Annotated in this window: 20 protein-coding genes; 12 read left to right on the forward strand and 8 right to left on the reverse strand. The window is 66.4% G+C overall.

All coding sequences use genetic code 11. The features are described from left to right. Positions 1-17: 17 nt before the first annotated feature. From AC0Z2B_RS09610 to AC0Z2B_RS09625, 4 genes are all read right to left on the reverse strand, one after another. On the reverse strand, positions 18-1,628 hold the full coding sequence (locus tag AC0Z2B_RS09610) for an arylsulfatase (RefSeq protein WP_476296326.1): 1,611 nt from the start codon (positions 1,626-1,628) through the stop codon (positions 18-20). Between the two features lie 16 nt (positions 1,629-1,644). After that, positions 1,645-2,460 (reverse strand): ABC transporter ATP-binding protein, encoded by an 816-nt coding sequence (locus AC0Z2B_RS09615; protein WP_416427498.1) that lies wholly within the window; start codon positions 2,458-2,460, stop codon positions 1,645-1,647. A gap of 5 nt (positions 2,461-2,465) precedes the next feature. Further along, on the reverse strand, positions 2,466-4,064 hold the full coding sequence (locus AC0Z2B_RS09620; RefSeq protein ID WP_476296328.1) for an ABC transporter permease: 1,599 nt from the start codon (positions 4,062-4,064) through the stop codon (positions 2,466-2,468). A gap of 180 nt (positions 4,065-4,244) precedes the next feature. Next, complete coding sequence (locus AC0Z2B_RS09625) at positions 4,245-5,165, reverse strand: LysR family transcriptional regulator (RefSeq protein ID WP_476296330.1); 921 nt, start codon at positions 5,163-5,165, stop codon at positions 4,245-4,247. A gap of 149 nt (positions 5,166-5,314) precedes the next feature. Between AC0Z2B_RS09625 and AC0Z2B_RS09630 the strand changes: the two genes are divergently transcribed. After that, the gene (locus tag AC0Z2B_RS09630; RefSeq protein WP_476296333.1) at positions 5,315-6,220 is read left to right on the forward strand and encodes a TauD/TfdA dioxygenase family protein; all 906 of its coding nucleotides are present in this window, start codon (positions 5,315-5,317) and stop codon (positions 6,218-6,220) included. A 77-nt stretch (positions 6,221-6,297) separates the two neighbouring features. Here the strand turns inward: AC0Z2B_RS09630 and AC0Z2B_RS09635 are convergent, their stop codons facing one another. The 3 genes from AC0Z2B_RS09635 to AC0Z2B_RS09645 all read right to left on the reverse strand — a co-directional run bounded on the left by AC0Z2B_RS09635 (position 6,298) and on the right by AC0Z2B_RS09645 (position 10,126). Continuing rightward, positions 6,298-7,902, reverse strand: coding sequence for an alkaline phosphatase family protein (locus AC0Z2B_RS09635; protein ID WP_476296335.1), 1,605 nt, complete (start codon positions 7,900-7,902; stop codon positions 6,298-6,300). A gap of 16 nt (positions 7,903-7,918) precedes the next feature. After that, positions 7,919-8,968: an ABC transporter substrate-binding protein gene (locus AC0Z2B_RS09640; protein WP_476296337.1), complete on the reverse strand. Its 1,050-nt coding sequence runs from the start codon at positions 8,966-8,968 to the stop codon at positions 7,919-7,921. A gap of 207 nt (positions 8,969-9,175) precedes the next feature. Beyond that, entirely contained in the window at positions 9,176-10,126 is a 951-nt protein-coding gene (locus tag AC0Z2B_RS09645) for a LysR family transcriptional regulator (protein ID WP_476296339.1), read from the reverse strand. 178 nt (positions 10,127-10,304) lie between these two features. On the opposite strand from AC0Z2B_RS09645, the gene AC0Z2B_RS09650 reads away from it, so the two are divergent. The 8 genes from AC0Z2B_RS09650 (at position 10,305) to AC0Z2B_RS09685 (ending at position 19,028) form a co-directional block, all read left to right on the forward strand. Next, positions 10,305-12,656, forward strand: coding sequence for a TonB-dependent receptor (locus AC0Z2B_RS09650; protein ID WP_476296341.1), 2,352 nt, complete (start codon positions 10,305-10,307; stop codon positions 12,654-12,656). Between the two features lie 17 nt (positions 12,657-12,673). Next, positions 12,674-14,008, forward strand: a complete 1,335-nt coding sequence (locus AC0Z2B_RS09655) for an aryl-sulfate sulfotransferase (RefSeq protein ID WP_476296343.1) — start codon at positions 12,674-12,676, stop codon at positions 14,006-14,008. 227 nt (positions 14,009-14,235) lie between these two features. Next, positions 14,236-15,051: an energy transducer TonB gene (locus tag AC0Z2B_RS09660; protein ID WP_476296345.1), complete on the forward strand. Its 816-nt coding sequence runs from the start codon at positions 14,236-14,238 to the stop codon at positions 15,049-15,051. Positions 15,052-15,078: 27 nt separating this feature from the next. Then, complete coding sequence (locus tag AC0Z2B_RS09665) at positions 15,079-15,804, forward strand: MotA/TolQ/ExbB proton channel family protein (RefSeq protein ID WP_416421540.1); 726 nt, start codon at positions 15,079-15,081, stop codon at positions 15,802-15,804. Between the two features lies 1 nt (position 15,805). Continuing rightward, positions 15,806-16,207, forward strand: a complete 402-nt coding sequence (locus AC0Z2B_RS09670; RefSeq protein ID WP_416421539.1) for an ExbD/TolR family protein — start codon at positions 15,806-15,808, stop codon at positions 16,205-16,207. A 293-nt stretch (positions 16,208-16,500) separates the two neighbouring features. Continuing rightward, entirely contained in the window at positions 16,501-17,082 is a 582-nt protein-coding gene (locus AC0Z2B_RS09675; RefSeq protein ID WP_416421538.1) for an alpha/beta hydrolase, read from the forward strand. 54 nt (positions 17,083-17,136) lie between these two features. Beyond that, on the forward strand, positions 17,137-18,087 hold the full coding sequence (locus AC0Z2B_RS09680; RefSeq protein WP_476296347.1) for a sigma 54-interacting transcriptional regulator: 951 nt from the start codon (positions 17,137-17,139) through the stop codon (positions 18,085-18,087). A 158-nt stretch (positions 18,088-18,245) separates the two neighbouring features. After that, on the forward strand, positions 18,246-19,028 hold the full coding sequence (locus AC0Z2B_RS09685; RefSeq protein WP_416421536.1) for a MetQ/NlpA family ABC transporter substrate-binding protein: 783 nt from the start codon (positions 18,246-18,248) through the stop codon (positions 19,026-19,028). 199 nt (positions 19,029-19,227) lie between these two features. Here AC0Z2B_RS09685 and AC0Z2B_RS09690 read toward each other — a convergent pair whose 3' ends face one another. Beyond that, complete coding sequence (locus tag AC0Z2B_RS09690; protein WP_476296349.1) at positions 19,228-19,359, reverse strand: hypothetical protein; 132 nt, start codon at positions 19,357-19,359, stop codon at positions 19,228-19,230. Positions 19,360-19,557: 198 nt separating this feature from the next. Here AC0Z2B_RS09690 and AC0Z2B_RS09695 point away from each other — a divergent pair, with 198 nt between their 5' ends. Genes AC0Z2B_RS09695 through AC0Z2B_RS09705 form a run of 3 tightly spaced genes read left to right on the forward strand, consistent with a single transcriptional unit; the run spans position 19,558 to position 24,751 of the window. Further along, complete coding sequence (locus tag AC0Z2B_RS09695; protein ID WP_476296351.1) at positions 19,558-20,637, forward strand: efflux RND transporter periplasmic adaptor subunit; 1,080 nt, start codon at positions 19,558-19,560, stop codon at positions 20,635-20,637. Further along, complete coding sequence (locus AC0Z2B_RS09700; protein ID WP_476296353.1) at positions 20,634-21,704, forward strand: efflux RND transporter periplasmic adaptor subunit; 1,071 nt, start codon at positions 20,634-20,636, stop codon at positions 21,702-21,704. The genes AC0Z2B_RS09695 and AC0Z2B_RS09700 overlap by 4 nt, the downstream gene beginning before the upstream one ends. After that, positions 21,701-24,751, forward strand: a complete 3,051-nt coding sequence (locus AC0Z2B_RS09705; protein WP_476296355.1) for an efflux RND transporter permease subunit — start codon at positions 21,701-21,703, stop codon at positions 24,749-24,751. The genes AC0Z2B_RS09700 and AC0Z2B_RS09705 overlap by 4 nt, the downstream gene beginning before the upstream one ends. Positions 24,752-24,775 lie beyond the last annotated feature (24 nt).

Here is a 24,775-nt window from a genome sequence, read left to right on the forward strand (position 1 = left end):
GGCAGCTGCTACGGGGGTTAGTCGGGTTGGAAGGGGGATTTGCTGAGGATTACCCCGGTTTCTTCCACGTATTTCTGCCACTCGCCGATCAACGCCGCCAGCTTCTGCGGGTGGCTGGCTGCCAGGTCGTGCACCTCGCCGCGGTCGCGGCTTAGGTCGTAGAGCTGCCAGGTGGCCGGGCCCACGGGGCCGGGGATCCACACCGCTTTCCAGTCGCCCTGGCGGATGGCGCGCTGGCCGAACAGCTCCCAGCCGGTCACGGTCTTGTCGTCGTGCACGCTGGCGGTTTCGCCCGACAGGTAACCCAGCCACGAACGCCCGCGCACCGGCGCCACCTCCTTGCCGCGCCAGCGCGTGCCTGGGTGGCGCACGCCGGCCAGGTCGAGGATGGTCGGGGTCACGTCCATCACCGTGCCGAAGCCATGGCCGATCTGCTTTTGCCGCGCCAGCGGCGGGTAGTGGATCAGCGCCGGCACGCGAATGCCGCCCTCGGTGGTGAACGCCTTGAACAGCCGCGACGGCGCGGTGGCCGCCTGGGCCCAGCCGGGGCCGTACCAGACGTAGGAGTTGGCGCGGCCGATGTTCTCCAGGCTGTTGTCGTAGTGGGCGTCCAGGTAGCTGAGCAGCTCGGGGCCGAACTTGGGGAAGGCTTCCAGCAGCGCGCCCTCGGCACCGTTGTCGGACATGAACAGGATGAAGGTGTTGTCCAGCTGGCCCTGCTGGCGCAGGTAGTCCACCACCCGGCCAATGTTCCAGTCCATGCGTTCGACCATGGCGGCGTACACCTCCATGGCCCGCGCCGAGGCCTGGCGCTGCTGGTCATCGAGCTGCGCCCATTCGGCGTTCAACGCCAGCAGCGGGTGCGCCTCCGTGGCCTCGTCGATCAGGCCCAGTTCGCGCAGCCTGGCCAGGCGCTCCTGGCGCAGGGCGTGGGGCCCGGCGTCGTAGCGGCCCTTGTACTTGGCGACGATGTCAGCCGGCGCCTGCAACGGCCAGTGCGGCGCGGAGAAGGGCAGGTAGGCGAAGAACGGCCGGCTCTGGTCGCGCTCCTTCAGGTACTGCAGCAGCTTGTCGCCGAAGGCGTCCGAGGAATAGAAATCCTTGGGCAACTCATCCAGGAAAGTGTCGTCCTCGATGTACAGCGCCGGCGTGGAGCGCAGCAGGCCCGGGGTGCTGTCGTCGTAGGTGGGCTCGAAGCCGTAGTGGTTGGCCGCGCCCGGCAGCAGCGAGAACGAGCGCTCGAAGCCGCGCGCATGGGGCGCTAGCTCGGCCGTCAGGCCCAGGTGCCACTTGCCGCTCATCAGGGTCTGGTAGCCGGCCTCGCGCAGCAGCTCCGGCAGGGCCACCACGCGGTCGTTCAGGTAACCCTCGTAGCCCGGCTTGCCGATCAGCTCAGGCGTCAGCGCCTCGGCCATGGTGCCGATGCCGGCGATGTGGTGGTCAGTGCCGGTCAGCAGCATGGAGCGGGTGGGCGAGCAGGTGGGGGCGGTGTGGAAGTCGGTCAGCCGCAGGCCGGCCAGCGCCAGCTTGTCCAGGTGCGGGGTGGCGATCTCGCTGCCAAAGGCGCCGATGTCGGAAAAGCCGAGGTCGTCGGCCAGGATCACCAGGAAATTGGGACGTTGGGGCATCGTGCGGCTCCTTTGCTCAGCAGGCGATGAAAGCCGGCGGCAGATCGCGGATCTGCACCGGGTTGGGCGCGACGTAGTGGTCGTCGCTGGTCAGTTCGTGCAGCAGTTCTTCGCGCAGCTGGTGGAATTCGAAGCTGCTGCGCTGGCGCGGGTGCGGCAGGTCGATCTCGACCACGCGCTTGATGCGGCCCGGGCGCGGTTCCATCACCACCACGCGGTCGGCGAGGAAAATCGCTTCCTCGACGTCGTGGGTGACCAGCACCGTGGTGATGCGCGCGCGCTCGCGGATGGCCAGCAGCTCGTCCTGCATCTGCTGGCGGGTCAGGGCATCGAGGGCGCCGAACGGCTCGTCCAGCAGCAGGATCCGTGGGCTGGCCACCAGGCCGCGGGCGATGGCCACGCGCTGGGCCATGCCGCCCGAGAGCTGGTGCGGGTAGGCGCGGGTGAAGTCCTTGAGGCCCACCAGGTTGACGAAGTCCTGCACGCGGCGCTGACGTTGCTCGTTGCTCAGGGCCTCGTTGACCAGGCCCAGGCCGATGTTTTCTTCCACGGTGAGCCAGGGGAACAGCCGGTGTTCCTGGAAGACGATGCCGCGCTCGCTGCCGATGCCGGTCACGGGCTTGCCGTCGACCTGGATCTCGCCGCGAAAATCGGTGTCCAGGCCGATCAGCAGGCGCAGCAGGGTGGACTTGCCGCAGCCGCTGGAGCCGACGATGGCGACGAACTCACCCTCGGCGATCTGCAGGTTGAACTCGCGGATGGCTTCCAGGGTGCCGCCGTCCACGTCGAACTGCTTGCCGACGTGGTTGAAGCTGACGATGGGGTGGGTCAGTGCGTTCATGCGTGTCTCCAGCGCGTGGCGCGCGCTTCGATGCGTTGCCCGAGGGCGTTGAGCAGGGCGCCGGTGATGCCGACCAGGAGCATGCCGCTCATGATCAGGTCCATGCGCATCAGCTGTTGGGCGCCGAGCATCAGGCTGGCGATGCCGCCGTTGGACGGCATGAAGTATTCGGCGCCGATGGTGCCCAGCCAGGCGTAGATCAGGCTCAGGCGCAGGCCGGCGAAGATGCCCGGCGCGGCACCCGGCAGGATCAGCCGGCGCAGGCGTTGCCACAGGCTCAGGCGCAGCACCTGGGCGGCCTCGGCCAGCTGCGGCGACAGGCTGGCGACGCTGCGGTGGGTGGCGATGAACAGCGGGAAGAACGCCGCCAGGGCCACGAACACCCATTTGGCTGGTTCGCCCAGGCCGAACCAGGCGGTGATCAGCGGCACCCAGGCGAAGATGGCGATCTGGCGCAGGGCGCCCAGGCTGGGGCCCAGCACCCGCTCGGCAGGTTTCGACAGGCCCAGCAACAGCCCCAGGGCAAAACCCAGCCCGCCACCCAGCAGCAGGCCGGCCAGGGTGCGGCCCAGGCTGAGGCCCATGGCGGTCAGCAGCGAGCCGTCGGCCAGGCCCGCCCAGGTGGTGTGCAGCACCGCCAGCGGCGCGGCCAGAATGTTGGCGTCCACCCAGGCCAGCTGGCTCGCCAGCTGCCACAGCACCAGCAGCGCGGCGGGCAGCAGCCACGGCACCAGGCGGTCCAGGCCCTGGCTGCGGGTGGTACGCGGCAGCGCCGCAGTGGCGGCATGGGGCCAGTGCACCAGCTTGCGGTCGGCCAGGGCGATGCCCTTGTCCATGACCACGCCAATGACGCCGATCACCACCACGCAGACGAAGACGATATCGAGCATGAACAGCTGCCGCGCCCACACCATCAGGTAGCCGATGCCTTCGCTGGAGGCCAGCAGTTCCACCGCCAGCAGCGACGACCAGCCCGCGCCCAGAGCCAGGCGCACGCCGGCCATGAACGAGGGCAGGGCGGCCGGCAGCACCAGCCGGCGCACCAGCAGGCGCGGCGGCAGGCGCAGCACGGCGGCGGCTTCGCGCAGCCGCGGTTGCGCATCGCGCACGCCCACCAGGGTATGCAGGGTCACCGGCACGACGATGGCCTTGATCAGCACCACCAGCTTGAGCAGTTCGCCGATGCCGAAGAACACCATGAACAGCGGAATCCAGGCCAGGGTCGGAATCTGCGCCAGGGCGGTGAAGGTCGGCAGCACCAGGCGCTCGGCGCGGCGGCTGGCGCCCATCCAGGCACCCAGCAGCGCACCTCCGAGGATGCCGGCCAGCAGGCCCCAGCACAGCCGTTGCAGGCTGATCCACAGGTTGGCCGGCAGGTCGTTGCCGGCCAGGTCCAGCGCGCTCTGCCACACCAGCGCCGGTGCGGGCAGGATCTGCTCGCTCATCCAGTGGTTGCGCGCGGCCAGCCACCACAGCACGAACAGCGCGGCGGGCAGCAGCAGAGGTTGCAGGCGTTGGCCCAGGCCAGGGCCGGTGCGCCGGCGGGCGGTGGGGGGCGTTGCCAGGGGCACACTGAGAAGCGATTCGCGGGCCATGTCAGACCTCCGTTGTCGGCTACTGCGTAGGGCTATTTGCTTATTCTTATCTGATATATAAAAAGTTTTTAACGGTAGATATGGAGATAAGAGGTGCCATTTAAGGCCCAAGCGCGCAAGGCATCCAATGCATTCGGGGAATATTTCCCATGCGCCACATGCATGGGCTGTGGGCTACCTTCAACCCGCCTTGGCGGCAGGCTGCGCATCGATTTCCACGATGGTGTCGATCATCGCCCGCGCCGCCGGTGACAGGCGGAAGCCCATGCGGCTGACGATGCCGCAGCGCGCGCTCAGGCTTTCCAGGTTCTGCGGCAGGTTGCGCCAGTGCAGCCGCACCAGCTCGCCCTCCAGGTTGTCCTCGTCAAAACCCTCCTCCGAGCACAGGCCGATGGCGTCGGAATTGAGCACGATCTTCATCAGCGTCGGCATGTGCTCGGTCTGGATATGCGGGCTGAAGTCGGTCTTGCCACTCAGGTTCGCCAGCAGCTTGCGCACCCCCGGCGGGATCAGCGTGGCGGCCAGCGGGTAGTCGAACATGTCGTTGGTGGACAGGCTCTCCTTGTTCACCAGCGGGTGCCCGCGCCGGCAGAAGAACGCGCCACGCTTGGGCGTCAGTGGCTGGGTCTGGAAGTTGGGGTCGGCCTCGAAGTGGCGGATGTCGGCGATGAAGAACTCGATTTCCTCGCGGCTCAGGGCGCGGCTCAGCTTCTCCCAGTTGTTCACCTCGAAGCAGGTGCGCACCTTGGGGTGGGCGCGCACGAACGCCGATATCGCGTCCGGCACTAGGCGCACGGCCGGCGCCGGGCCGCAGCCGAAGCGCAGTTCGCCGGCGTCGAGCTTGGTCATCTGCGTCACTTCGCTGGCCAGCAGCGCGGCACCCTGCACCAGGCTCAGGGCGTGCTGCAGCACCACCTGCCCTTCCGGGGTGGGGCGCAGGTCCTTGTTGCCACGGTCCACCAGCACGCAGCCGAATTCCTGCTCCAGGCCCTGGATGCTACGGCTGAATGCCGGCTGGGTGATGCCCATGGCATCGGCGGCGCGGACGAAACTGCGGTGTTCGGTGAGGGCGATGAAGTACCGCAGCTGGCGCAGATCCATATGCATTCCCGGCATTTGAAAAATAGGTCGAAGGTATTGGTACAGCGGGTGGGTTGAGGTTTTAAATGCAAGCTCTTATTCCGTCAACGAAGCATTGGTGATTCATCTAGAACTAATGCTTATATGCATAGAGAGAAGAGGGTCCAACCATGAGCACAGCCACACTCGCCACGAACCCCACCGCCGTTGCGCTGGATATCCACCCGGTTGCCGGCCGCATCGGCGCCGAGATCCGCGGCATCCAGCTGGGCGCCGACCTTGACGCCGCCACCGTCGAGGCCATCCAGGCCGCGCTGGTGAAGCACAAGGTGATCTTCTTCCGTGGCCAGGCCCACCTCGACGACCAGAGCCAGGAGGCTTTCGCCCACCTGCTCGGCGAGCCCATTGCCCACCCCACGGTGCCGGTGCGCGACGGCACCCGTTACCTGATGCAGCTGAGCGGCGCCGACGGCCAGCGCGCCAACTCCTGGCACACCGACGTGACCTTCGTCGACGCCTACCCCAAGGCTTCCATCCTGCGCTCGGTGGTTGCCCCGGCAGCCGGTGGCGACACCGTGTGGGCCAACACCGCCGCGGCCTACAACGACTTGCCGGCGCCCCTGCAGGAATTGGCTGACAAGCTCTGGGCGGTGCACAGCAACGAATACGACTACGCCGCGGCCAAGCCCGACGTGTCGGCGGAAAAGCTGGAAAACTACCGCAAGGTGTTTACCTCCACGGTGTACGAAACCGAGCACCCGGTGGTGCGCGTGCACCCCATCAGCGGCGAGAAAACCCTGCTGCTGGGGCACTTCGTGAAGCGCATCAAGGGCTACAGCGCCAGCGATTCGGCGCACCTGTTCGGCCTGCTGCAAAGCCACGTGGTGCGCCTGGAAAACACCGTGCGCTGGCGCTGGAGCACCGGCGACGTGGCCATCTGGGACAACCGCGCCACCCAGCACTACGCGGTGGACGACTACGGCACCCAGGAACGCATCGTGCGCCGCGTGACCCTGCAGGGCGAAGTGCCGGTGGGCGTGGCGGGCCAGCGTAGCGTGACTACGCGGGGGGTCTAAAGGCGACGCAGCCTTCGGCAGCTGCTACGGGATCTGCGTAGCAGCGGCCGCCAGGCCGCGTCCAGGGCCAGCGCGGTCTACCAAACGCCGATAGGCACCAGCTTCTCCTCCTCAGGCTCGCCATAACGGAAGCGCTGCCCACGCACGTCAATCTCGCGATTGCTGATGGTGGTGCGGCGCTTCAAGCCGCGCAGCCAGTCAAACAGATACCCCTGATGCTGCTCCCGCACCCCGGCCAACGCCGGGTCGGTGCCCAGGTCATGCAGTTCCTGCGGGTCATTCGCCAGGTCGAACAGCTGCGGCCGGTGGCCGTCGTAGGCCAGGTACTTGTAGCGCTCGCTGCGCACCATGTACATGCGGCACCGGTCTATCGCCTGGCCCAGGCGTTCGCGGGCCGGGGCCTGGAAGGCGTAGTCATATTCGGCCACGGCGAAGTCGCGCCAGGCCGGTTGCTGGCCGTGCAGCAGCGGAATCAGCGAGCGGCCCTCCAGGCGGTGGTCTGCCGGTGGCAGGCCGAGCGCGTCGAGGAAGGTGGGCAGGGCGTCGATGGTCTCGGCCAGGCGCGGGTCCACGGTGCCACGGGTGACGTCGGCGGCGGCACGCGGGTCGCGCACAATCAGCGGCACGCCCACGGCCGGCTCCAGCAGGAACTCCTTTTCACCCAGGTAGTGGTCGCCCAGGTAGTCGCCATGGTCGCTGGTGAAGACGATCAGGGTGTCATCCCAGCGGCCGTTGGTTTGCAGGAAATCGAACAGCCGGCCCAGTTGGTCATCCACCTGCTTGATCAGGCCCATGTAGGTGGGGATCACGTTGAGGCGCACTTCCTCGCGGGAGAAATTGCGGCTTTCCTCGTGCTGGCGGAAGGCGTTGTACACCGGGTGGTCATTCTCCTGGCCAGGCTGTGGCAGCACGGCGGGCACTACCTGGTCCTTGCCATACAGCGCGTGGTACGGCGCAGGCGCAATGTAGGGCCAGTGCGGCTTGATGTAGGACAGGTGCAGGCACCAGGGTTGTTCAGCCTGCTCGCTGATGAAATCGATGGCGCGGTCGGTGGTGTACACCGTTTCCGAGTGCTGCTCGGGCACGCGGGCGGGCAGGTGGGCGTTGCGCATTTTCCAGCCGCTGAGAATCTCGCCGTTGGCGCCCTCGGCGGCGTTGGCCCACTCGTGCCAGGGGTTGCGGCCGGCGTAGCCGAGCTTGCGCAGGTAATGGGTGTAGGGTGCGCCCTCGCGCTTGCCGTCGAAGATCGGGTCGTCGGGGAACAGGCCGTCGTGGCGCACGTAGGGTTCGAAGCCCACCTCGTTCAGCTGCTCGGCCTGGGCGCTGTCGGGCGCCATGGCCAGGCGTTGCTGGGCGTCGGTGTTGGGCGTGGCGTGGGTCTTGCCCACCAGCGCGGTGCGAATGCCGGCCGGGCGCAGGTAATCGCCGATGGTGAATTCGTCCAGCGGCAGCGGCACGCCGTTCCAGGCCACCTGGTGGCTGCTGACGTAGCGGCCGGTGTAGGCCGACATGCGCGACGGCCCGCAGATGGTGCCCTGGGTGTAGGCGCGGCTGAAACGCACGCCGGCGGCGGCCAGGCGGTCGATGTTGGGGGTATGTAGGTGCGGGTGGCCGTAGCACGACAGGTAGTCGCGGCGCAGTTGGTCGCACATGATGTACAGCACGTTCTTGATCGCGGTCATGGTCGGTACCGGGGTATCAGAGGGCTTTGCCGGTGGCGTCGAAAGCGGGCCACAAGGCGTCGAGTTTTTGCTGCTGCACCGCGGCGTCGACGAAACGCGGCTCTACCCAGTCGGTGGCAGTGAACGGGCGGCGGATCAGGCCCAGGGCCTTGGCCTGGTCGACGCTGTCCTGCAGGCTGGCGCGCAGGAAGGCGTCGATGCGCGGCGAGTCGCGGAACTTCAGGTCGTCGCCGGCGCTTTCCTGCTCGAACAGCTGCGCCGGGATGGCGCTCTGCTCAGCCATCAGCTGGTTGTAGGGCGCCTGGTTCTGCGGCTCGGTCAGGTAGGCAGCGTTTTTAACCAGCACGTTGATCAGGCGCTGGGTCAGGTCGGGGTGCTGGTCGATGAACGCCTGGGTGGCGACAAGGCCGGCCTGGGTGGTGGCCAGGCGCGGCAGCTGCTTGGTGCTGAGCGGGAACTGCACGCCTTGCGCGCCCAGGGCGAGAATGCCCATGCCCGACCAGGTGGCGTCGATCTGGCCGCTGGCCAGGGCCGCGCGGGCGGCGCTCCAGTCCAGGCTGATGATTTGCAGGTCATGTTCCTTCAGGCCCTGGGCGGCGAGGGCGCGGGCGAACGACAACTGGTCGGCGGTGCCGCGGTACACGGCCACGCGCTTGCCCTTGAGGTCGGCGAGGCTGTGGATGTCGCTGCCGGCGCGGGTGGCCAGGTACATGTTGTTGCCGCGGGCGCCCAGCAGCAGGCGGGTCTGCAGGCCGCTGGAACGGCCGATGATGGCGGCCAGGTCGCCGAGCCAGGCGAAGTCCAGCTGCTGGTTGGCCAGGGCTTCGTTGACTGCGGGGCCGGCGCCCTTGAAGAAGTGCCATTCCACCTTCACGCCATCGGCGGCGAACTCGTTTTCCAGCTGCTTCTGGATATGCGCCAGGCCCACGGGGCCGGCAATGAACGGCGCGCTGCCAGCGCCCTGGTCAGGCGTGCCGATGCGGATGGTGACGGGGTCGGCCGCCTGGGCCTGGCCCAGCAGGCCGGCCAGGACGATGCCGAGCAGTGGTTTGAAAAACTTTTTCATGGGCCTTCCTGATTGCGCAAGTCACTGAAATAGCGACTATTTCGCGATCGGGAAGGGCCAGTCGGCAAGCGCATTCAATGAATACTTTGTATGCATTGCCTGCATACGCAAATCCCGTAGCAGCTGCCGCAGGCTGCGTCCGGCGGCGTGCTTGCCGGACCGCGGCGCTTGTGACGCGGCCTGGGGCCGCTGCTACGGGGGCAGGGCCTATACCGCCAGGTTCTGGATGTCGTAGGTGGTGCCGCCCTCATCGCGCTCATCCACCAGCTTGATCTCCTCGATCATCGCTTCGGCCAGCGGCGACAGCCGGTAGCCCGCGCGGCTGACGATGCCGTAGCGGGTGAACAGCTCCTCGCGTTGCTCATCCAGCCCCTCTATTCGCAGCCGCACCAGTTCGCCGCCGGCGCCACGCATGACATCGCTGTAGCTGCCGCTGATGCCGATGGCGTCCGAGCGCAGCACCACGCTGAGCAGCGCATAGCTGCTTTCGCATTCCACGTTAGGGGCAAAGTCGGGGCGGCCGCTGAGGTCGGCCAGCACCTTGCGCAGGTTCGGCGGGCGCAGGGTGGCGGCCAGCGGGTAGCTGAGCAGTTGCTCGGCCGTGACCCATTCCTGCTGCGCCAGCGGGTGCCCGGCGCGGCAGCAGAAATGCCATTTGCGCGGGCGCAGGCGGTGGGTGTGGTAGTCCGGGTCGGCCTCGAACTGGCGGGTGTCGGCGACGAAGAATTCGAACTCCTCGCTGAGCAGGCGCTTGCTCAGGCTGTGCCAGTCATCCACGTGGAAATGCACCCGCGCCTTGGGGTAGCGGCCGATGAAGCTGCCGACCGCCGCCGGCACCAGCCAGGAGGCCGGTGCCGGGCCGCAGCCGAAGCGCAGCTCGCCGGCCTCCAGGCCATTGAACTGGCTGATCTCGTTGCTCAGCTGGCGCGCGCCGCTGACCAGCCGCCGGGCGTGCTCGAGCACCACCTGGCCCTGCTTGGTGGGTCGCAGCTCCTTGCGCCCGCGGTCCACCAGCTGGCAGCCCACGGCGTGTTCCAGGGCCTGGATGCTACGGCTGAACGCCGATTGCGACAGGTTCACGGCCACGGCGGCGGCGACGAAGCTGCGGTGTTCGGCCAGGGCGATCAGGTGGCGAAGTTGGCGCAGGTCTATATGCATTTTTCACATTAAAAGTATCGGGCAAATGCATTTGCTATGCATCCGGTGCACTCCTTATAAAGGCAATCACTTATGCAGTAAATCTCTAGAAAAACATATGCAAATAACTGAAGGGAATATGCGGAGCGCTCGGCACATCGAATGCCGGCCCCCCGTTCCCTCACCAAGGAGCCGTGCCATGAGTCGTCAGTCACCCCCTGCAGCGCCCACTTCAGCCAGGCGTCTCAAGCGCTTGCCGCTGGCCATGCTGTTGGCCGGCAGCGCCGGTTTTTCCCTGGCCCACGCGGCTGACGACCCCACCCAGGCCAGCGCCGCGGCTGACGATGGCACCCACCTCAAGACCGTGACTGTGACCGCCCGGCGCCGCGAGGAAAGCGCCCAGGACGTGCCCACGCCGATCAGCACCGTGGACGGCAGCACCCTGGAAGCCCAGCACGTGTACCGCATCCAGGATTTGCAGCAGCTGGTGCCCAGCGTCAACGTGGCGTTCATGCACGCGCGCCAGTCCAGCGTGTCGATCCGCGGCCTGGGCAACAACCCCGCCAGCGACGGCCTGGAAGGCAGCGTGGGCCTGTACATCGACAACGTCTACCTGGGCCGCCCGGGCATGGCCGTGTTTGACCTGATGGATATCGATCAACTGGCGGTGCTGCGCGGCCCGCAGGGCACGCTGTTCGGCAAGAACACCACGGCGGGGGTGATCAACATCACCACCCGCGCGCCCAGCTTCACCCCCGAGCGCACCATTGAAAGCTCGGTGGGCCAGCACGGCTACGTGCAGACTAAGGGCACTATCTCCGGGCCCATCACCGATGAGCTGGCCGGGCGCCTGTCGGTGTACCGCAGCGACAGCGGCGGTACCATCACCAACGAAGACAACGGCCACAAACTGGGCGGCGGCGAGCGCGACGGCCTGCGCGGGCAGCTGCTGTTCAAGCCCAACGAAGACTTCAGCCTGCGCGCCATCGTCGACTACAACGAGGAAGACTCCAGTTCCGGCACCCGCACGCTGTTCAACACCGGGCCGACCGTCAACGGCTTCAACGTCTACGAAACCCGCGCGGCGGCGGCGGGCGCCACGCTGGTGGAGCCGGGGTCGCGCAAGGTCAACCTCGACAACAGCCAGCACGTGACCGTGCACCAGGGCGGTGGCTCGGTGGAGGCCAACTGGAAGCTGCCGAGCGACTTCACCCTGACGTCGATCAGCTCCTATCGCTTCTGGAACTTCACCCCGCGCAACGACGACGGCCTCAACGTGCCTGCCGCCTACAACGCCGGCGTGTCGGTGGAAGACAAGCAGTGGTCCCAGGAATTTCGCCTGGCATCGCCCACCGGCGGGGCGTTCGACTACGTGCTGGGTGGCTACTACTTCGGCTCGAAGACCGACAACAAGTCGTTCTCCTACTACGGGCCCAAGGCCGATATCTGGAACGGCACCCCCACGGGCGCGCTGGCCAACGTCACCAGCATTGGCCACGGCCACATCGACACCGACAGCTTCGCGCTGTTCGCCCAAGGCACCTGGCACCTCACGCCCAAGCTGGACCTGACCGCCGGCGTGCGCGGCACCTATGAAGAAAAGAGCGCCTGGGTGGAACGCGACGCCCCGGTGGGCGGCGCCGCCGTGACCGGCGCTGCCCTGACCGCGCGCAACGGCCGCGCCGGCGCCTACAACTCCGGCGACCTGAGCCTGTACAGCGCCAGCCCCTCGGGCATGGTCAACTTGAGCTACCACTTCACCGATGACCTGATGGGCTACGCGACCCTGACCCACGGCGAGAAGTCCGGCGGCGTCAACCTGGCGGTCGGCAGCGCGCCCACCGCCGGCGCCGACTCGCTGCTGATTGGCGCCGAACGCGCCAACGACGCCGAGCTGGGGCTCAAGAGCACCCTGTGGGACCGCCGCCTGTTGCTCAACGCCAACCTGTTCTGGACCACGGTCAACGGCTACCAGGCCAACGCCTACGACTCGGCCAACCGCGTCTCCTACCTGACCAACGCCGGCACCGTGCGCTCCCGTGGCCTGGAGCTGGATGGCACGGTGCTGCCGCTCAAGGGCCTGACCCTGAACTTCAACGGTGCCTACAACGACGTGCGCTACATGTCCTACAAGGACGCCCCATGCCCGCCGGAAGTCAGCGAGCAGACCGGTGCGCCGGCCTCGTGCAGCCTGTCCGGGCACCAGGTGGTGGGCGCCTCGAAGTACACGTTCAACACCAACGGCGAATACAAGTGGAACTGGGCCAGTGGCCTGGAAGAGTACGTCACCGGCAGCTACTCGTACCGCTCCCACGCCGTGGGCACCCTGGAAGATTCCGCCTACGCGCAGATCCCCGGCTACAGCCTGGTCAACCTCAGCACCGGTTTTCGCGGCAACCTCGGCCAGGGCCAGTGGGACGTCTCGCTGTGGCTGAAGAACGCCTTCGACAAGACCTATTACACCACCCTGTGGGCCGAAGGTAACGGCGGCTACAGCGGCGTCCTTGGCGACCCGCGCACTCTGGGCGTGACCGCCCGCTACGACTTCTGACAACAAAGGACGTGATCATGAAAGCCTTCAAGACAGCGTTGCTGGCCAGTGCCGTGTTCGCCAGCGTGGCCCAGGCCGCCCCCAGCGTGTACCCCACCGGGGTGACCCGCTACGACCCGGCCAAGGCCTACAACCAGTACGTGATTTTCGCCGGTGCCGACAAGCAGACCCACCTGATCGACATGGACGGCAACGAGGTGAAAAGCTGGCCGCACAACGGCTTCCCGTCGGCCATCATCGACCCCAGGCTGGTAGGCGGCGAGCGCGGCCACGTGCTGCTGCAACTCAGCGACAAGGCGCCGGGCCCGCTGGGAGCGGCCGGCAACGGCCTGGCCAACCAGAGCGTCGGCGAGCTGGACTGGAACGGCAAGGTGGTGTGGCAATGGGGCGACAAGGCCCCCGGTGGCGCCGCCCAGCAACACCATGACCAGCGCCGCCTGGGCAACGGCAACACCCTGGTGCTGGCCAACAAGGTGCACAAGGTGGCCGGCTTCAAGGTGCCGCAGCTGATCGACGACGTGGTGTACGAGGTAGACCCGCAAGGCCAGGTGAAATGGCAGTGGCTGGCCAGCGACCACCTTACCGAGTTCGGCTTCACCCCGGCGCAGTTGAAGCTGGTGCGCGCCACCGACAACCCCGACTACCTGCACATCAACAACCTCAGCGTGGTGGGCCCCAACAAGTGGTTCGACGCCGGCGACAAGCGCTTCGCCCCCGACAACCTGCTGCTGGACTCACGCAACTCCAACTTCATCGCCATCATCGACAAGGCCAGCGGCAAGGTGGTGTGGCACCTGGGCCCGAACCTGCCGACCCTCAACCCCAAGACCGCCCAGCAGGTGCCGCGGCCGCTGGACCAGTTCGTTGGCCAGCATGACGTGCACATCATCCCGGCCGGGCTGCCGGGCGCTGGCAACCTGCTGGTGTTCGACAACCAGGGCACCGCCGGCTACCCCTCGGCACCCCTGGGCCTGACCCCGGGCTCGCGCGTGCTGGAGATCGACCCCATCAAGCAGCAGGTGGTGTGGCAGTACACCGCCGCCAGCTCGAAACAGCCTTCATGGGCGTTCTACAGCTCGTTCATCAGTAGCGCCCGGCGCCTGCCCAACGGCAACACGCTGATCGACGAAGGCATGAACGGGCGCTTGTTCCAGGTCACCGACAAGGGCGAGATCGTCTGGGAGTACGTGAGCCCCTACCAGGGCAAGGCACCGGGCAGCGACGCCATCAGCAACTGGGTGTACCGCGCCTTGCCGGTGGCCTACGACTGGGTGCCCGAAGGCACGCCACACGCCGAAACCGCCGTGCTGGCCCCCGACGCGGCGCTGAAAAACGCCAGCGCCAGCCGCTGAAAGCCATGCCTTGGGGGAATATTTTCAATGCCCCCAAGGCATCGGCTTCCGAGCGCTCTGCTACAGGCCTTGCAGGGCAAGGGCCGGAGCAAAACCAGGGTTCTGCATATTCCATACAGGTCTATGTATAACTTTAAAGATTACTTTCAGCGCTAAGCGTGGGGCGTCGATGATTCGCCTCGCGAGGCCTCCCTCGCACTATCGCTGAAGACCGCAGGAGTACAACAATGGGCAATGTCCAGACCGCAGCCAGTGCACCCCAGGCGCTACGGCGCCAGGCACCGGGCGGCGAGTTGGTCGACCTGGGCCGCGCGCACCGTGCGCCGTTGGCCCAGTCGCGTCTGCACACGACCCCCAAGGGTGTACTGAGCCGGCGTGAAGGGATTGCGCTGGGCGTGTTTGCGCTGGTGCTGCATGGCGCGGTGATTTACTGGCTGAGCCAGGAACCGCTGGCCGCGCTGCCGATCAAGCCGCCAGAAATCCCGCCAATGACCATCGAGTTTTCCCAACCGGCACCGCCGGTGGTTGAAACGCCTCCGCCACCGCCGCCACCGCCCGTGGCGCAGCCGGTAGAGCCGCCGCCACCGGTCGAGGACGAGCTGGCCACCAAGCCGCCGCCCAAGCCCAAACCCAAGCCCAAGCAGGTCGCCAAGCCGCTGCCCAAGCCCGTGCCGAAGCCGGTGGAACAACCGCCAGCGCCGCCACAGCCGGTTGCCGCGCCGACGCCACCGGCACCGCCTGCACCCCCCGCACCGAAACCGGTAACCCCGGCCTCGGCCAACGCCGGTTACCTGCACAACCCGGCGCCCGAATACCCGGCCCTGGCCATGCGCCGCAACTGGGAAGGCACCGTGCTGTTGCGGGTGCATGTGCTGGCCACCGGCAAGCCCGGCGAGATTCAGATCCAGAAAAGCAGTGGTCGCGACCAGCTCGATGACGCCGCGCTTGCCGCCGTCAAACGCTGGAGTTTCGTACCGGCCAAGCAGGGCGATGTCGCCCAGGACGGCTGGGTCAGCGTGCCCATCGACTTCAAGATCCGCTAATTCGCGCTAACACAAGGAATACACATCATGAGTACTTTGGCTTCCCCATTTGCCTCCATCGAAGGCGCGGTAATCTGGCTGTTGATCGTCTTCTCCGTCGCCACCTGGGGCCTGTTCCTGGCCAAGGGCGCGCAGTTCGGCCGCCTGAAGAACCAGGACCGCAAGTTCCACAAGCAATTCTGGGCAGCGTCGAGCCTGGATTCGGCCGCCGAACTGACCGTGACCCAGCCGGGCGCCGCCGCCCGCGTCGCCCAGGCCGGCTACGCCGCCATCCAGGTCGGTGAGCCCGGCCATGCAGCGGACCTGAGCCAGGCCATCAACCACCAGGACCGCCTGGAACGTGCCCTGCGCCAGCAGATCGTGCGCGAGCGCCGTTCCCTGGAAACCGGCCTGGCGGTGCTGGCGAGTATCGGTTCCACCTCGCCCTTCATCGGCCTGTTCGGCACCGTGTGGGGCATCATGTCCGCCCTGAAAGGCATCAGCGCCGCCGGTTCCGCCAGCCTGGAAACCGTGGCCGGCCCCATCGGTTCGGCCCTGGTGGCCACCGGCGTGGGTATCGCCGTCGCCGTGCCGGCGGTGCTGGTCTACAACTACTTCCTGCGCCGCCTGAAGCTGACCGTGGCCGACCTCGACGATTTCGCCCACGACTTCTACAGCCTGGCCCAGAAGAGCCAATTCCGCGTGCTGCTGCACCCGGCCCTGACCAAGACCGTCCAGGGCGGTGCTGGCCAGAAAGTGAAGGAGGCGTCCTGATATGGCCTTCTCTACCCAGGACAGTGATGAGGTACTGAGCGAGATCAACGTCACGCCGCTGGTGGACGTGATGCTGGTGCTGCTGGTGGTGTTCATCGTTACCGCGCCGCTGCTCACCAACTCGATCCCGATCAACCTGCCCAAGACCGACTCGGTGGCGCCGGTTGAGCAGAAAGACCCGCTGGTGGTGAGCATCGACGGTGGCGGCAAGTTCTTCATCAACAAGGACGAAGTGCAGCCCGACCTGCTGGAGTCGAACCTGGAGGCGGCCAAGGCCAAGAACCCGGACCTGCGCGTGCAGCTGCAGGCCGATGACGGCGTGGGCTACGGCAAGGTGGCGGGGGCCATGGCGTCGATTGAAAAGGCGGGCATTACCAAGTTGTCGGTGATTACCAAGCGGTGATGTTTTGCAGTGGTTTCTTGGGTCGCTCCTCAGGCAGGGGGCGGCCCTTTTTTTTGCGCCAGTGGGCACCACACAACCCGTAGCCGCTGCCGCAGGCTGCGCTGGCCCTACTGGGTGCAGGAGATTTCAGTGAGGCACAGGGCCAGCGCAGCCTGCGGCAGCGGCTACGAGGCGGCTCGGACAGATTTTCTTATATCCTTATAAGTTATTAACAAATAGCTTCTTATTCCTTAACGAATATATAACCCGCCCCTATACTGACCTCAACGCAAACGATGCAGGAGGCGTATGCCATGCGCAACGAGTCGATCCGCTACCTGATTGTGCCGGGCTGGCAAGGTTCTCCCCAGGACCACTGGCAAAGCCACTGGTGCAACAGCCTGCCCAACAGCGCGCGGGTAGAGCAGGCCGACTGGTTGGCGCCGCAACGCCAGGACTGGGTGGCCGCCCTTGAGCAGGCCATCAGCGCCAGCACCGATCCGGTAATCCTGATTGCCCACAGCCTGGGCTGCATCACCGTGGCCCACTGGGCCGCGCAGGCACCCCGGGCGCTGTTGCGCCGGGTGCAAGGTGCCTTGCTGGTGGCGCCGGCCGATGTCGAGCGCCCGGCGTGCTCGCCGGCGCTGCGCAACTTCGCTCCCGTGCCCACGCACCTGCTGCCGTTCCCAAGCCAGGTGGTCAGCTCCGACAACGACCCGGCCGTGAGCGTGCCGCGCGCCATGCAGATGGCCCGCGACTGGGGCGCCGAGGCCGGCATCCTGGCGGGCGCCGGGCACATCAACGTCAAGTCCGGCCACCAGCGCTGGGAGCAGGGTTTTGCCTACCTGTACCGCCTGCAAACCCGCCTGCAGGCCCACGCACTGCGCAGCGCCTGACTGCCACTTATTTGAAAAACGCCCGGGCCCATGCGCCCGGGCGGGAGTATTGCCATGAGTCATCCTGAACATTTCGGCCAGCCGCTGCTGACCTTCCCCGAAGCCGACAAAAGCCCCCTGAGCATCCGCGCCAAGGCGCTGGTGTTCGTCGACCCGCGCTCGCGGCAGCTGCGCCAGGAGCTGGAAAGCCTGGCGCCGCGCAGCCTGCCGGTGCTGATCCATGGCGAGACGGGCACCGGCAAGGAGCTGCTGGCCCGGCACATTCACCGCGCCAGCGACCGCGCCGGGCTGTTCGTGTCGGTGAACTGCGGCGCCATCAGCCCCACCTACGCCGACGCCGAACTGTTCGGCTACAGCGCCGGGGCTTATAGCGGCTCGGCCAGCAGCCGGGCAGGGTGGTTCGGTTCGGCCAACGGCGGCACCCTGTACCTGGACGAGATCGGCGACCTGCCGTTGCCTATTCAACTGAAGCTGCTGGCAGCGCTGGAAAACCACGAAGTCACCCGCGTCGGTGCCCAGCAGCCAAGCCCGGTGGACGTGCGCCTGGTGGCCGCCACCAGCATCGACCTGGCCCAGGCCGTGGCCGCCGGCAAGTTCAACGAGCGGCTGTTCCATTACTTGGGCGAAGGCCGCCTGGTGCTGCCGGCCCTGCGCGAACGCCCGGGGGACATTCTGTCGTTGGCCGAATATTTCGTCGGCATCTACAGCGCGCGCCTGAACCTGCCGGTGCCGCTGATCAGCGAAAGCGCCCAGCTGTTGCTCGAGCGCCACAGCTGGCCGGGCAACACCCGCGAGCTGGAAAACATCATTCATTTCGCCCTGCTGGTCAGCAGCGGCGACGAGATCCTGCCCGAGCACCTGAACCTGCCGCTGGTGGCCGAACCACTGGCCGATATCGAGCGGCAGATTGCCGCACTGCTCGGCGAGGGCTCTGGCTCGGCACTCCAGGGCCTGAAAGCGTTGCTGGAGCGCAGCGCCTTGCGTGTGGCGCAACAGATCGGCTGAGCCATGCGCGGGGCGCTGACATGGCCAATTGCCCGGAAATGACTAAAAAGGCATAAGCAGTGAAATAAAAGATATTGTCTTGGTATAAAAAATATCGGTATTGTCCGCCCCAAGCCGGCCAAATACGCAGCTGGCACCTTATTGATCAAGGACATTGCATGAAAAAGGCTCTGCTGTTCACTGCCCTGGCCGCCGCCCTGACCATGGGTGTTGCCAACGCCAACGAGAAGCTGGTGGTCGCTGCTACCCCGGTCCCGCACGCTGAAATCCTGGAGCTGGTGAAACCGGTCCTGGCTAAAGAAGGCGTGGACCTGGAAATCAAGGTCTTCACCGACTACGTGCAGCCCAACGTGCAGGTTGACCAGAAGCGCCTGGACGCCAACTACTTCCAGACCCTGCCGTACCTGAAGAACTTCAACGACGGCAAGGGCACCCACCTGGTGACCGTGGTCGGCGTGCACGTGGAACCCTTCGGCGGCTACTCGAAGAAGATCAAGTCGCTGTCCGAGCTGAAAGACGGCGCTACCGTTGCCATTCCAAACGAAGGCAGCAACAGCGGCCGCGCGCTGATCCTGCTGCAGAAAGCCGGCCTGATCACCCTGAAAGATCCGAAGAACGCCCTGGCCACCCCGAAAGACATCGCCGAGAACCCCAAGCACCTGAAGTTCAAGGAGCTGGAATCGGCCATGCTGCCACGCGCCCTGGACCAGGTTGATCTGGACATGATCAACACCAACTACGCGCTGGACGCCGGCCTGAACCCGGCCAAGGACGCCCTGGTGATCGAAGGCGCCGACTCGCCATACGTGAACTACCTGGTTGCCCGCCCGGACAACAAGGACAGCGACGCCATCAAGAAACTGGCCGCTGCCCTGACCAGCCCGGAAGTGAAGGAATTCATCGCCAAGAAATACAACGGCGCGGTACTGCCGGCGTTCTGATCGCCAGCTGAGCTGCACTGCAAAAAACGCCGACGGCTTACACAGCGTCGGCGTTTTTTATTGCCTGCGCCGTCACGCGGCGCCTGGGACGCGGCCTGCGGCCGCTGCTACGGGGATTACTGCGCGGCACAGGGCTGTGGGGTATTGCCTTGCGGATCCCCCGTAGCAGCGGCCGTGAGGCCGCGTCAGCCTTCACGCGTCACGTCAGGCCCACCGCGGCGTTCGGGACGCGGCCTGCGGCCGCTGCTACGGGGATTATTGCGCGGCGCAGGGCCGCCAGCAGTTTGATCACGTCCTGGGGGTCGAGCTTTTTCACGGCGTTGTTATTCATTATTGGACTTCCTTGGCACGGGCAGAAAGTTTTCGAGTACGCCCGTGCGAAAAAGATCCCACCCGGGGTGAAAAATCCTCGAACAAGTTTTCAGCGGATGACCGCACGTACATGGCAGTTGTCCGCACGATGAACCCTGAGCTACCCTCACGGCTCATAATGAATCTGAGCTAAAACAGCGCACGCAAAGGAGCCTGCATGGCTGCTCTTCGGTTGGGTTGGGTGTTGGGTGCTTGCCTTGCGGCAACCCTGGCCGGTTGTGGGCAGGGCAAGCCGGAGGAACCGCAGCGGCCCAGGGTGAAGGTGCAGACGGTGCAGAGCACCGACTTTGCCGCGCCCGTGAGCCTGACCGGCGACATCCAGGCGCGGGTGCAGACCCAGCTGTCGTTCCGCGTGGGTGGCAAGATCATCAAGCGCATGGTCGACGTCGGCGACCGCGTCAGCGCCCGCCAGGTGCTGGCCCAGCTCGACCCCAAGGACCTGCAGACCAACGTCGACTCGGCCAAGGCCGCGGTGTTCGCCGAGCAGGCGCGGGTCACCCAGACCCAGGCCGCTTTCGTGCGCCAGCAGAAACTGCTGCCCAAGGGCTACACCAGCCAGAGCGAATACGACTCCGCCCAGGCCGCGCTGCGCAGCAGCCAAAGCGCCCTGGCCGCCGCCAACGCGCAGCTGGCCAGCGCCCGCGAGCAGTTGAGCTACACCGACCTGATCGCCGAGGCGCCCGGCATCATCACCGCCCGCCAGGCCGAAGTCGGGCAGGTGGTGCAGGCCACCGTGCCGATCTTCAGCCTGGCCCGCGACGGCGAGCGCGACGCGGTGTTCAACGTCTATGAGTCGCTGTTCGTGCAGCCCGCCGGCGACCAGCAGGTGCCGGTCAGCCTGGTCGAAGACCCGAAGGTGAAGACCACCGGCAAGGTGCGCGAAGTGACGCCCGCGGTGTCGGCGCAGACCGGCACCCTGCAGGTGAAAGTGGCGCTGGCCGGCCTGCCGCCGGGCATGAACCTGGGCTCGGTGGTCAGCGGCACCCTCAGCGGGCCGGCCAAACCCAGCATCGAGCTGCCCTGGTCGGCCCTGACCAAGGACGGCAGCGACCCGGCCGTGTGGCGGGTGGATGCGCAGAACAAGGTCAGCCTGAAGAAAGTCACCGTCGCCCGCTACCTCACCGGCAAGGTGGTGGTGGGCGACGGCTTGCAGGATGGCGACAAGATAGTGGTGGCCGGCGTGCAACTGCTGCACCCGGACATGCAGGTCGAAATCGCTGCCGAGGAAAAGCCATGACCCGCGCATTGACCTCGCTGTGCCTGGGCCTGGCGCTGCTGGGCTGCTCGAAGAATGAACCGCCGCCCGAGCCGGTGCGCCCGGTGCTGTCGGTGCAGATCACCCCGCAGAACATGGAGCAGCTGGGGCGCTTCGCCGGCACCATCCAGGCCCGCTACGAAAGCACCCTGGGCTTCCGGGTGTCCGGGCGCATTGCCCGGCGCGCCGTGGACGTGGGCAGCGAAGTGAAGGCCGGCGACCTGCTGGCCACCCTTGACCCCACCGACCTGCAGAACCAGGTGCGTTCAACCCAGGGCGACCTGGCGCGGGTGCAGGCACAGTGGATCAACGCCCAGGCCGACGCGCGCCGCCAGCAGGAGCTGTTCGACCGTGGCGTGGGCGCCCAGGCGCAACTGGACGTGGCGCAGACCAACCTGAAAACCACCAAGGCGTCGCTGGACCAGGCCCAGGCCTCGGTCAGCCAGGCCAAGGACCAGCTCAACTACAGCGAACTGCGCACGGACCACAACGCCGTGGTCACGCACTGGAACGTCGAGGCTGGCCAGGTGGTCAGCGCCGGCCAGGAAGTGGTGACGTTGGCGCGGCCCGATATCAAGGAAGCGGTGATCGACCTGCCGTCGTCCCTGGCCGAACAGCTGCCGCCCGGCGTGACTTTCACCGTCGCCGACCAGCTGGAGCCGAGCATCAGCACCACCGCCACCCTGCGCGAACTGGAACCCCAGGCCGACAGCGCCACGCGCACCCGCCGCGCACGCCTGACCCTGGCCGACACGCCGCCGGCGTTCCGCCTGGGGACGGCCATCGGCGTGACCCTGAGCTCGGCCATCGAACCCAAGGTGGAGCTGCCGCTCAGCGCCATCCAGGAGGCCGAGGGCCAGTCGCGCATCTGGGTCATCGACCTGCAGAACCACACCGTGGCGCCGCGGGCGGTGCACGTCATCAGCCGTGACCAGGACTCGGTCATTGTCAGCGCCGGGGTACAAGCCGGCGAGCGCGTGGTCAGCGCCGGCGTCAACAGTCTCAAACCGGGGCAGAAGGTCAAAGTGGACGAGGGCAGCAAGCAATGAAAGGAAGCTTCAACCTGTCCGACTGGGCGCTGAAACACCAGTCCTTCGTCTGGTATTTGATGTTCGTGGCGTTGTTGATGGGGGTGTTTTCCTACCTCAACCTGGGCCGTGAGGAAGACCCCAGCTTCACCATCAAGACCATGGTCATCCAGACCCGCTGGCCGGGCGCCACCCAGGACGAAACCCTGTTGCAGGTGACCGACCGCATCGAGAAGAAGCTCGAGGAGCTGGACTCCCTCGACTACGTGAAAAGCTACACCCGCCCCGGCGAATCCACCGTCTTCGTGTACCTGCGCGACACCACCAGCGGCAAGGCCATCCCGCAGATCTGGTACCAGGTACGCAAGAAGATCGACGACATTCGCAGCAGTTTCCCCCAGGGCATCCAGGGCCCGGCGTTCAACGACGAGTTTGGCGACGTGTACGGCTCGATCTACGCCTTCACCGCCGACGGCCTGAGCATGCGCCAGCTGCGCGACTACGTTGAGCAGGCCCGCGCCGAGATTCGCCAGGTGCCGGGGCTGGGCAAGATCGAAATGATCGGCGCCCAGGACGAGGTGCTGTACCTGAACTTCTCCACCCGCAAGCTGGCGGCCCTGGGCATCGACCAGCGCCAGGTGGTGCAGGCGTTGCAGGCGCAGAACGCGGTGACGCCGGCCGGGGTGATCGAGGCCGGACCCGAGCGCATTTCCGTGCGCACCAGCGGCCAGTTCGCCTCCGAGAAGGACCTGGCGGCGGTTAACCTGCGGCTCAACGACCGCTTCTACCGGCTGGCCGACGTCGCCGACATCCAGCGCGGCTACAGCGACCCGCCCACGCCGATGTTCCGCTTCAACGGCCAGCCAGCCATCGGCCTGGCCATCGCCATGCGCGACGGCGGTAACATCCAGTCGTTCGGCAAGGCCCTGCACCAGCGCATCACCGAGATCACCGCCGATATGCCGGTGGGCGTGGGCATCCACAACGTCTCCGACCAGGCCCAGGTGGTGGAAGAGGCCGTGGGTGGCTTCACCAGCGCCCTGTTCGAAGCGGTGATCATCGTGCTGGTGGTGAGCTTCATCAGCCTGGGCGTGCGCGCCGGGCTGGTGGTGGCCTGTTCGATCCCGTTGGTGCTGGCCATGGTCTTCGTGTTCATGGAATACAGCGGCATCACCATGCAGCGTATCTCCCTCGGCGCGTTGATCATCGCCCTGGGCCTGCTGGTGGACGACGCCATGATTACCGTGGAAATGATGGTCACGCGCCTGGAAATGGGCGAGACCAAGGAGCAGGCGGCCACCTTTGCCTACACCAGCACGGCGTTCCCCATGCTCACCGGCACCCTGGTGACGGTGGCGGGCTTCGTGCCCATAGGCCTCAACGCCAGCTCGGCAGGGGAGTACACCTTCACCCTGTTCGCGGTGATCGCGGTGGCCATGCTGGTGTCCTGGGTGGTGGCGGTGCTGTTCGCGCCGGTGCTGGGCGTGCACATCCTCAGCACCAACGTGAAGCCGCACTCCAGCGAGCCGGGGCGCATTGGCCGGGTGTTCAACAGCGGCCTGCTGTGGGCCATGCGCCACCGCTGGCTGACCATCCTGATCACCGTGGGGCTGTTCCTGCTGTCGGTGTTCTGCATGCGCTTCGTGCAGAACCAGTTCTTCCCCTCGTCCGACCGGCCCGAGGTGCTGGTGGAGCTGAACCTGCCGCAGAACTCGTCGATCAACGAGACCCGCAAGGCGGTGGACAAGCTGGAGGCCAGCCTCAAGGATGACCCGGATATCGCCCGCTGGAGCACCTACATCGGCCAGGGCGCGATTCGTTTCTACCTGCCCCTGGACCAGCAATTGGAGAACCCGTACTACGCCCAGCTGGTGATCGTCAGCAAGGGCCTGGACGAGCGGGCGGCGCTGATGGACCGCCTGCGCAAGCGCCTGCGCGACGACTTCGTGGGCATTGGCAGCTACGTGCAGACCCTGGAAATGGGCCCGCCGGTAGGCCGGCCAATCCAGTACCGGGTCAGCGGCAAGGACATCGACCAGGTGCGCAAGCACGCCATCGACCTGGCCACGCTGCTGGACCAGAACCCGCACATCGGCCAGATCATTTATGACTGGAACGAACCGGGCAAGGTCCTGCGCATCGACATCAACCAGGACAAGGCACGGCAGCTGGGGCTGTCCTCGGAAGACGTGGCCAAGCTGATGAACACCATCGTCAGCGGCACCGCGGTGACCCAGGTCAACGACGACATCTACCTGATCAACGTGGTGGGGCGTGCCGAAAACGCCGAGCGTGGCTCGCCGGAAACCCTGCAGAACCTGCAGATCGTGACGCCCAATGGCGTGTCGATTCCGCTGCTGGCGTTCGCCACCGTGCGCTATGAACTGGAACAACCGCTGGTGTGGCGCCGCGACCGCCACCCTACCATCACCATCAAGGCCTCGGTGCGCGACCAGATCCAGCCCACCGACCTGGTCACTCAGCTCAAGCCCACCATCGACCAGTTCGCCAGCAGCCTGCCGGTGGGCTACAAAGTGGCCACCGGCGGCACCGTCGAAGAAAGCGGCAAGGCCCAGGGCCCCATTGCCCGCGTCGTGCCGCTGATGCTGTTCCTGATGGCGACCTTCCTGATGATCCAGCTGCACAGCGTGCAGAAGATGTTCCTGGTGGCCAGCGTCGCGCCCCTGGGGTTGATTGGCGTGGTGGTGGCGCTGGTGCCCACCGGCACGCCCATGGGTTTCGTGGCCATCCTCGGCATTCTGGCGCTGATCGGCATCATCATCCGCAACTCGGTGATCCTGGTGACCCAGATCGACATCTTCGAGAAGGACGGCTACACCCCGTGGGACGCCGTGGTGCAAGCCACCCAGCACCGCCGCCGGCCCATCCTGCTGACCGCCGCCGCCGCCAGCCTGGGCATGATCCCCATCGCCCGCGAAGTGTTCTGGGGACCCATGGCCTACGCCATGATCGGCGGCATCATCAGCGCCACGCTGCTGACGCTGCTGTTCCTGCCGGCGCTTTATGTGGCTTGGTACAAGGTCAAGGAGCCGAAGAAAGCGGCGTGATGCTATCGCGGCCAAGGCCGGCTC

Source organism: Pseudomonas sp. GYB4201, from assembly GCF_056312595.1.

Coding starts and splice junctions, on each gene's coding strand:
- AC0Z2B_RS09705 (WP_476296355.1), top strand. CDS start 21,701: ATGAAAGGAAGCTTCAACCTGTCCGACTGGGCGCTGAAACACCAGTCC.
- AC0Z2B_RS09645 (WP_476296339.1), bottom strand. CDS start 10,126: ATGCATATAGACCTGCGCCAACTTCGCCACCTGATCGCCCTGGCCGAA.
- AC0Z2B_RS09640 (WP_476296337.1), bottom strand. CDS start 8,968: ATGAAAAAGTTTTTCAAACCACTGCTCGGCATCGTCCTGGCCGGCCTG.
- AC0Z2B_RS09620 (WP_476296328.1), bottom strand. CDS start 4,064: ATGGCCCGCGAATCGCTTCTCAGTGTGCCCCTGGCAACGCCCCCCACC.
- AC0Z2B_RS09680 (WP_476296347.1), top strand. CDS start 17,137: ATGAGTCATCCTGAACATTTCGGCCAGCCGCTGCTGACCTTCCCCGAA.
- AC0Z2B_RS09655 (WP_476296343.1), top strand. CDS start 12,674: ATGAAAGCCTTCAAGACAGCGTTGCTGGCCAGTGCCGTGTTCGCCAGC.
- AC0Z2B_RS09630 (WP_476296333.1), top strand. CDS start 5,315: ATGAGCACAGCCACACTCGCCACGAACCCCACCGCCGTTGCGCTGGAT.
- AC0Z2B_RS09685 (WP_416421536.1), top strand. CDS start 18,246: ATGAAAAAGGCTCTGCTGTTCACTGCCCTGGCCGCCGCCCTGACCATG.
- AC0Z2B_RS09700 (WP_476296353.1), top strand. CDS start 20,634: ATGACCCGCGCATTGACCTCGCTGTGCCTGGGCCTGGCGCTGCTGGGC.
- AC0Z2B_RS09625 (WP_476296330.1), bottom strand. CDS start 5,165: ATGGATCTGCGCCAGCTGCGGTACTTCATCGCCCTCACCGAACACCGC.
- AC0Z2B_RS09670 (WP_416421539.1), top strand. CDS start 15,806: ATGGCCTTCTCTACCCAGGACAGTGATGAGGTACTGAGCGAGATCAAC.
- AC0Z2B_RS09635 (WP_476296335.1), bottom strand. CDS start 7,902: ATGACCGCGATCAAGAACGTGCTGTACATCATGTGCGACCAACTGCGC.
- AC0Z2B_RS09675 (WP_416421538.1), top strand. CDS start 16,501: ATGCGCAACGAGTCGATCCGCTACCTGATTGTGCCGGGCTGGCAAGGT.
- AC0Z2B_RS09650 (WP_476296341.1), top strand. CDS start 10,305: ATGAGTCGTCAGTCACCCCCTGCAGCGCCCACTTCAGCCAGGCGTCTC.
- AC0Z2B_RS09690 (WP_476296349.1), bottom strand. CDS start 19,359: ATGAATAACAACGCCGTGAAAAAGCTCGACCCCCAGGACGTGATCAAA.
- AC0Z2B_RS09695 (WP_476296351.1), top strand. CDS start 19,558: ATGGCTGCTCTTCGGTTGGGTTGGGTGTTGGGTGCTTGCCTTGCGGCA.
- AC0Z2B_RS09610 (WP_476296326.1), bottom strand. CDS start 1,628: ATGCCCCAACGTCCCAATTTCCTGGTGATCCTGGCCGACGACCTCGGC.
- AC0Z2B_RS09665 (WP_416421540.1), top strand. CDS start 15,079: ATGAGTACTTTGGCTTCCCCATTTGCCTCCATCGAAGGCGCGGTAATC.
- AC0Z2B_RS09660 (WP_476296345.1), top strand. CDS start 14,236: ATGGGCAATGTCCAGACCGCAGCCAGTGCACCCCAGGCGCTACGGCGC.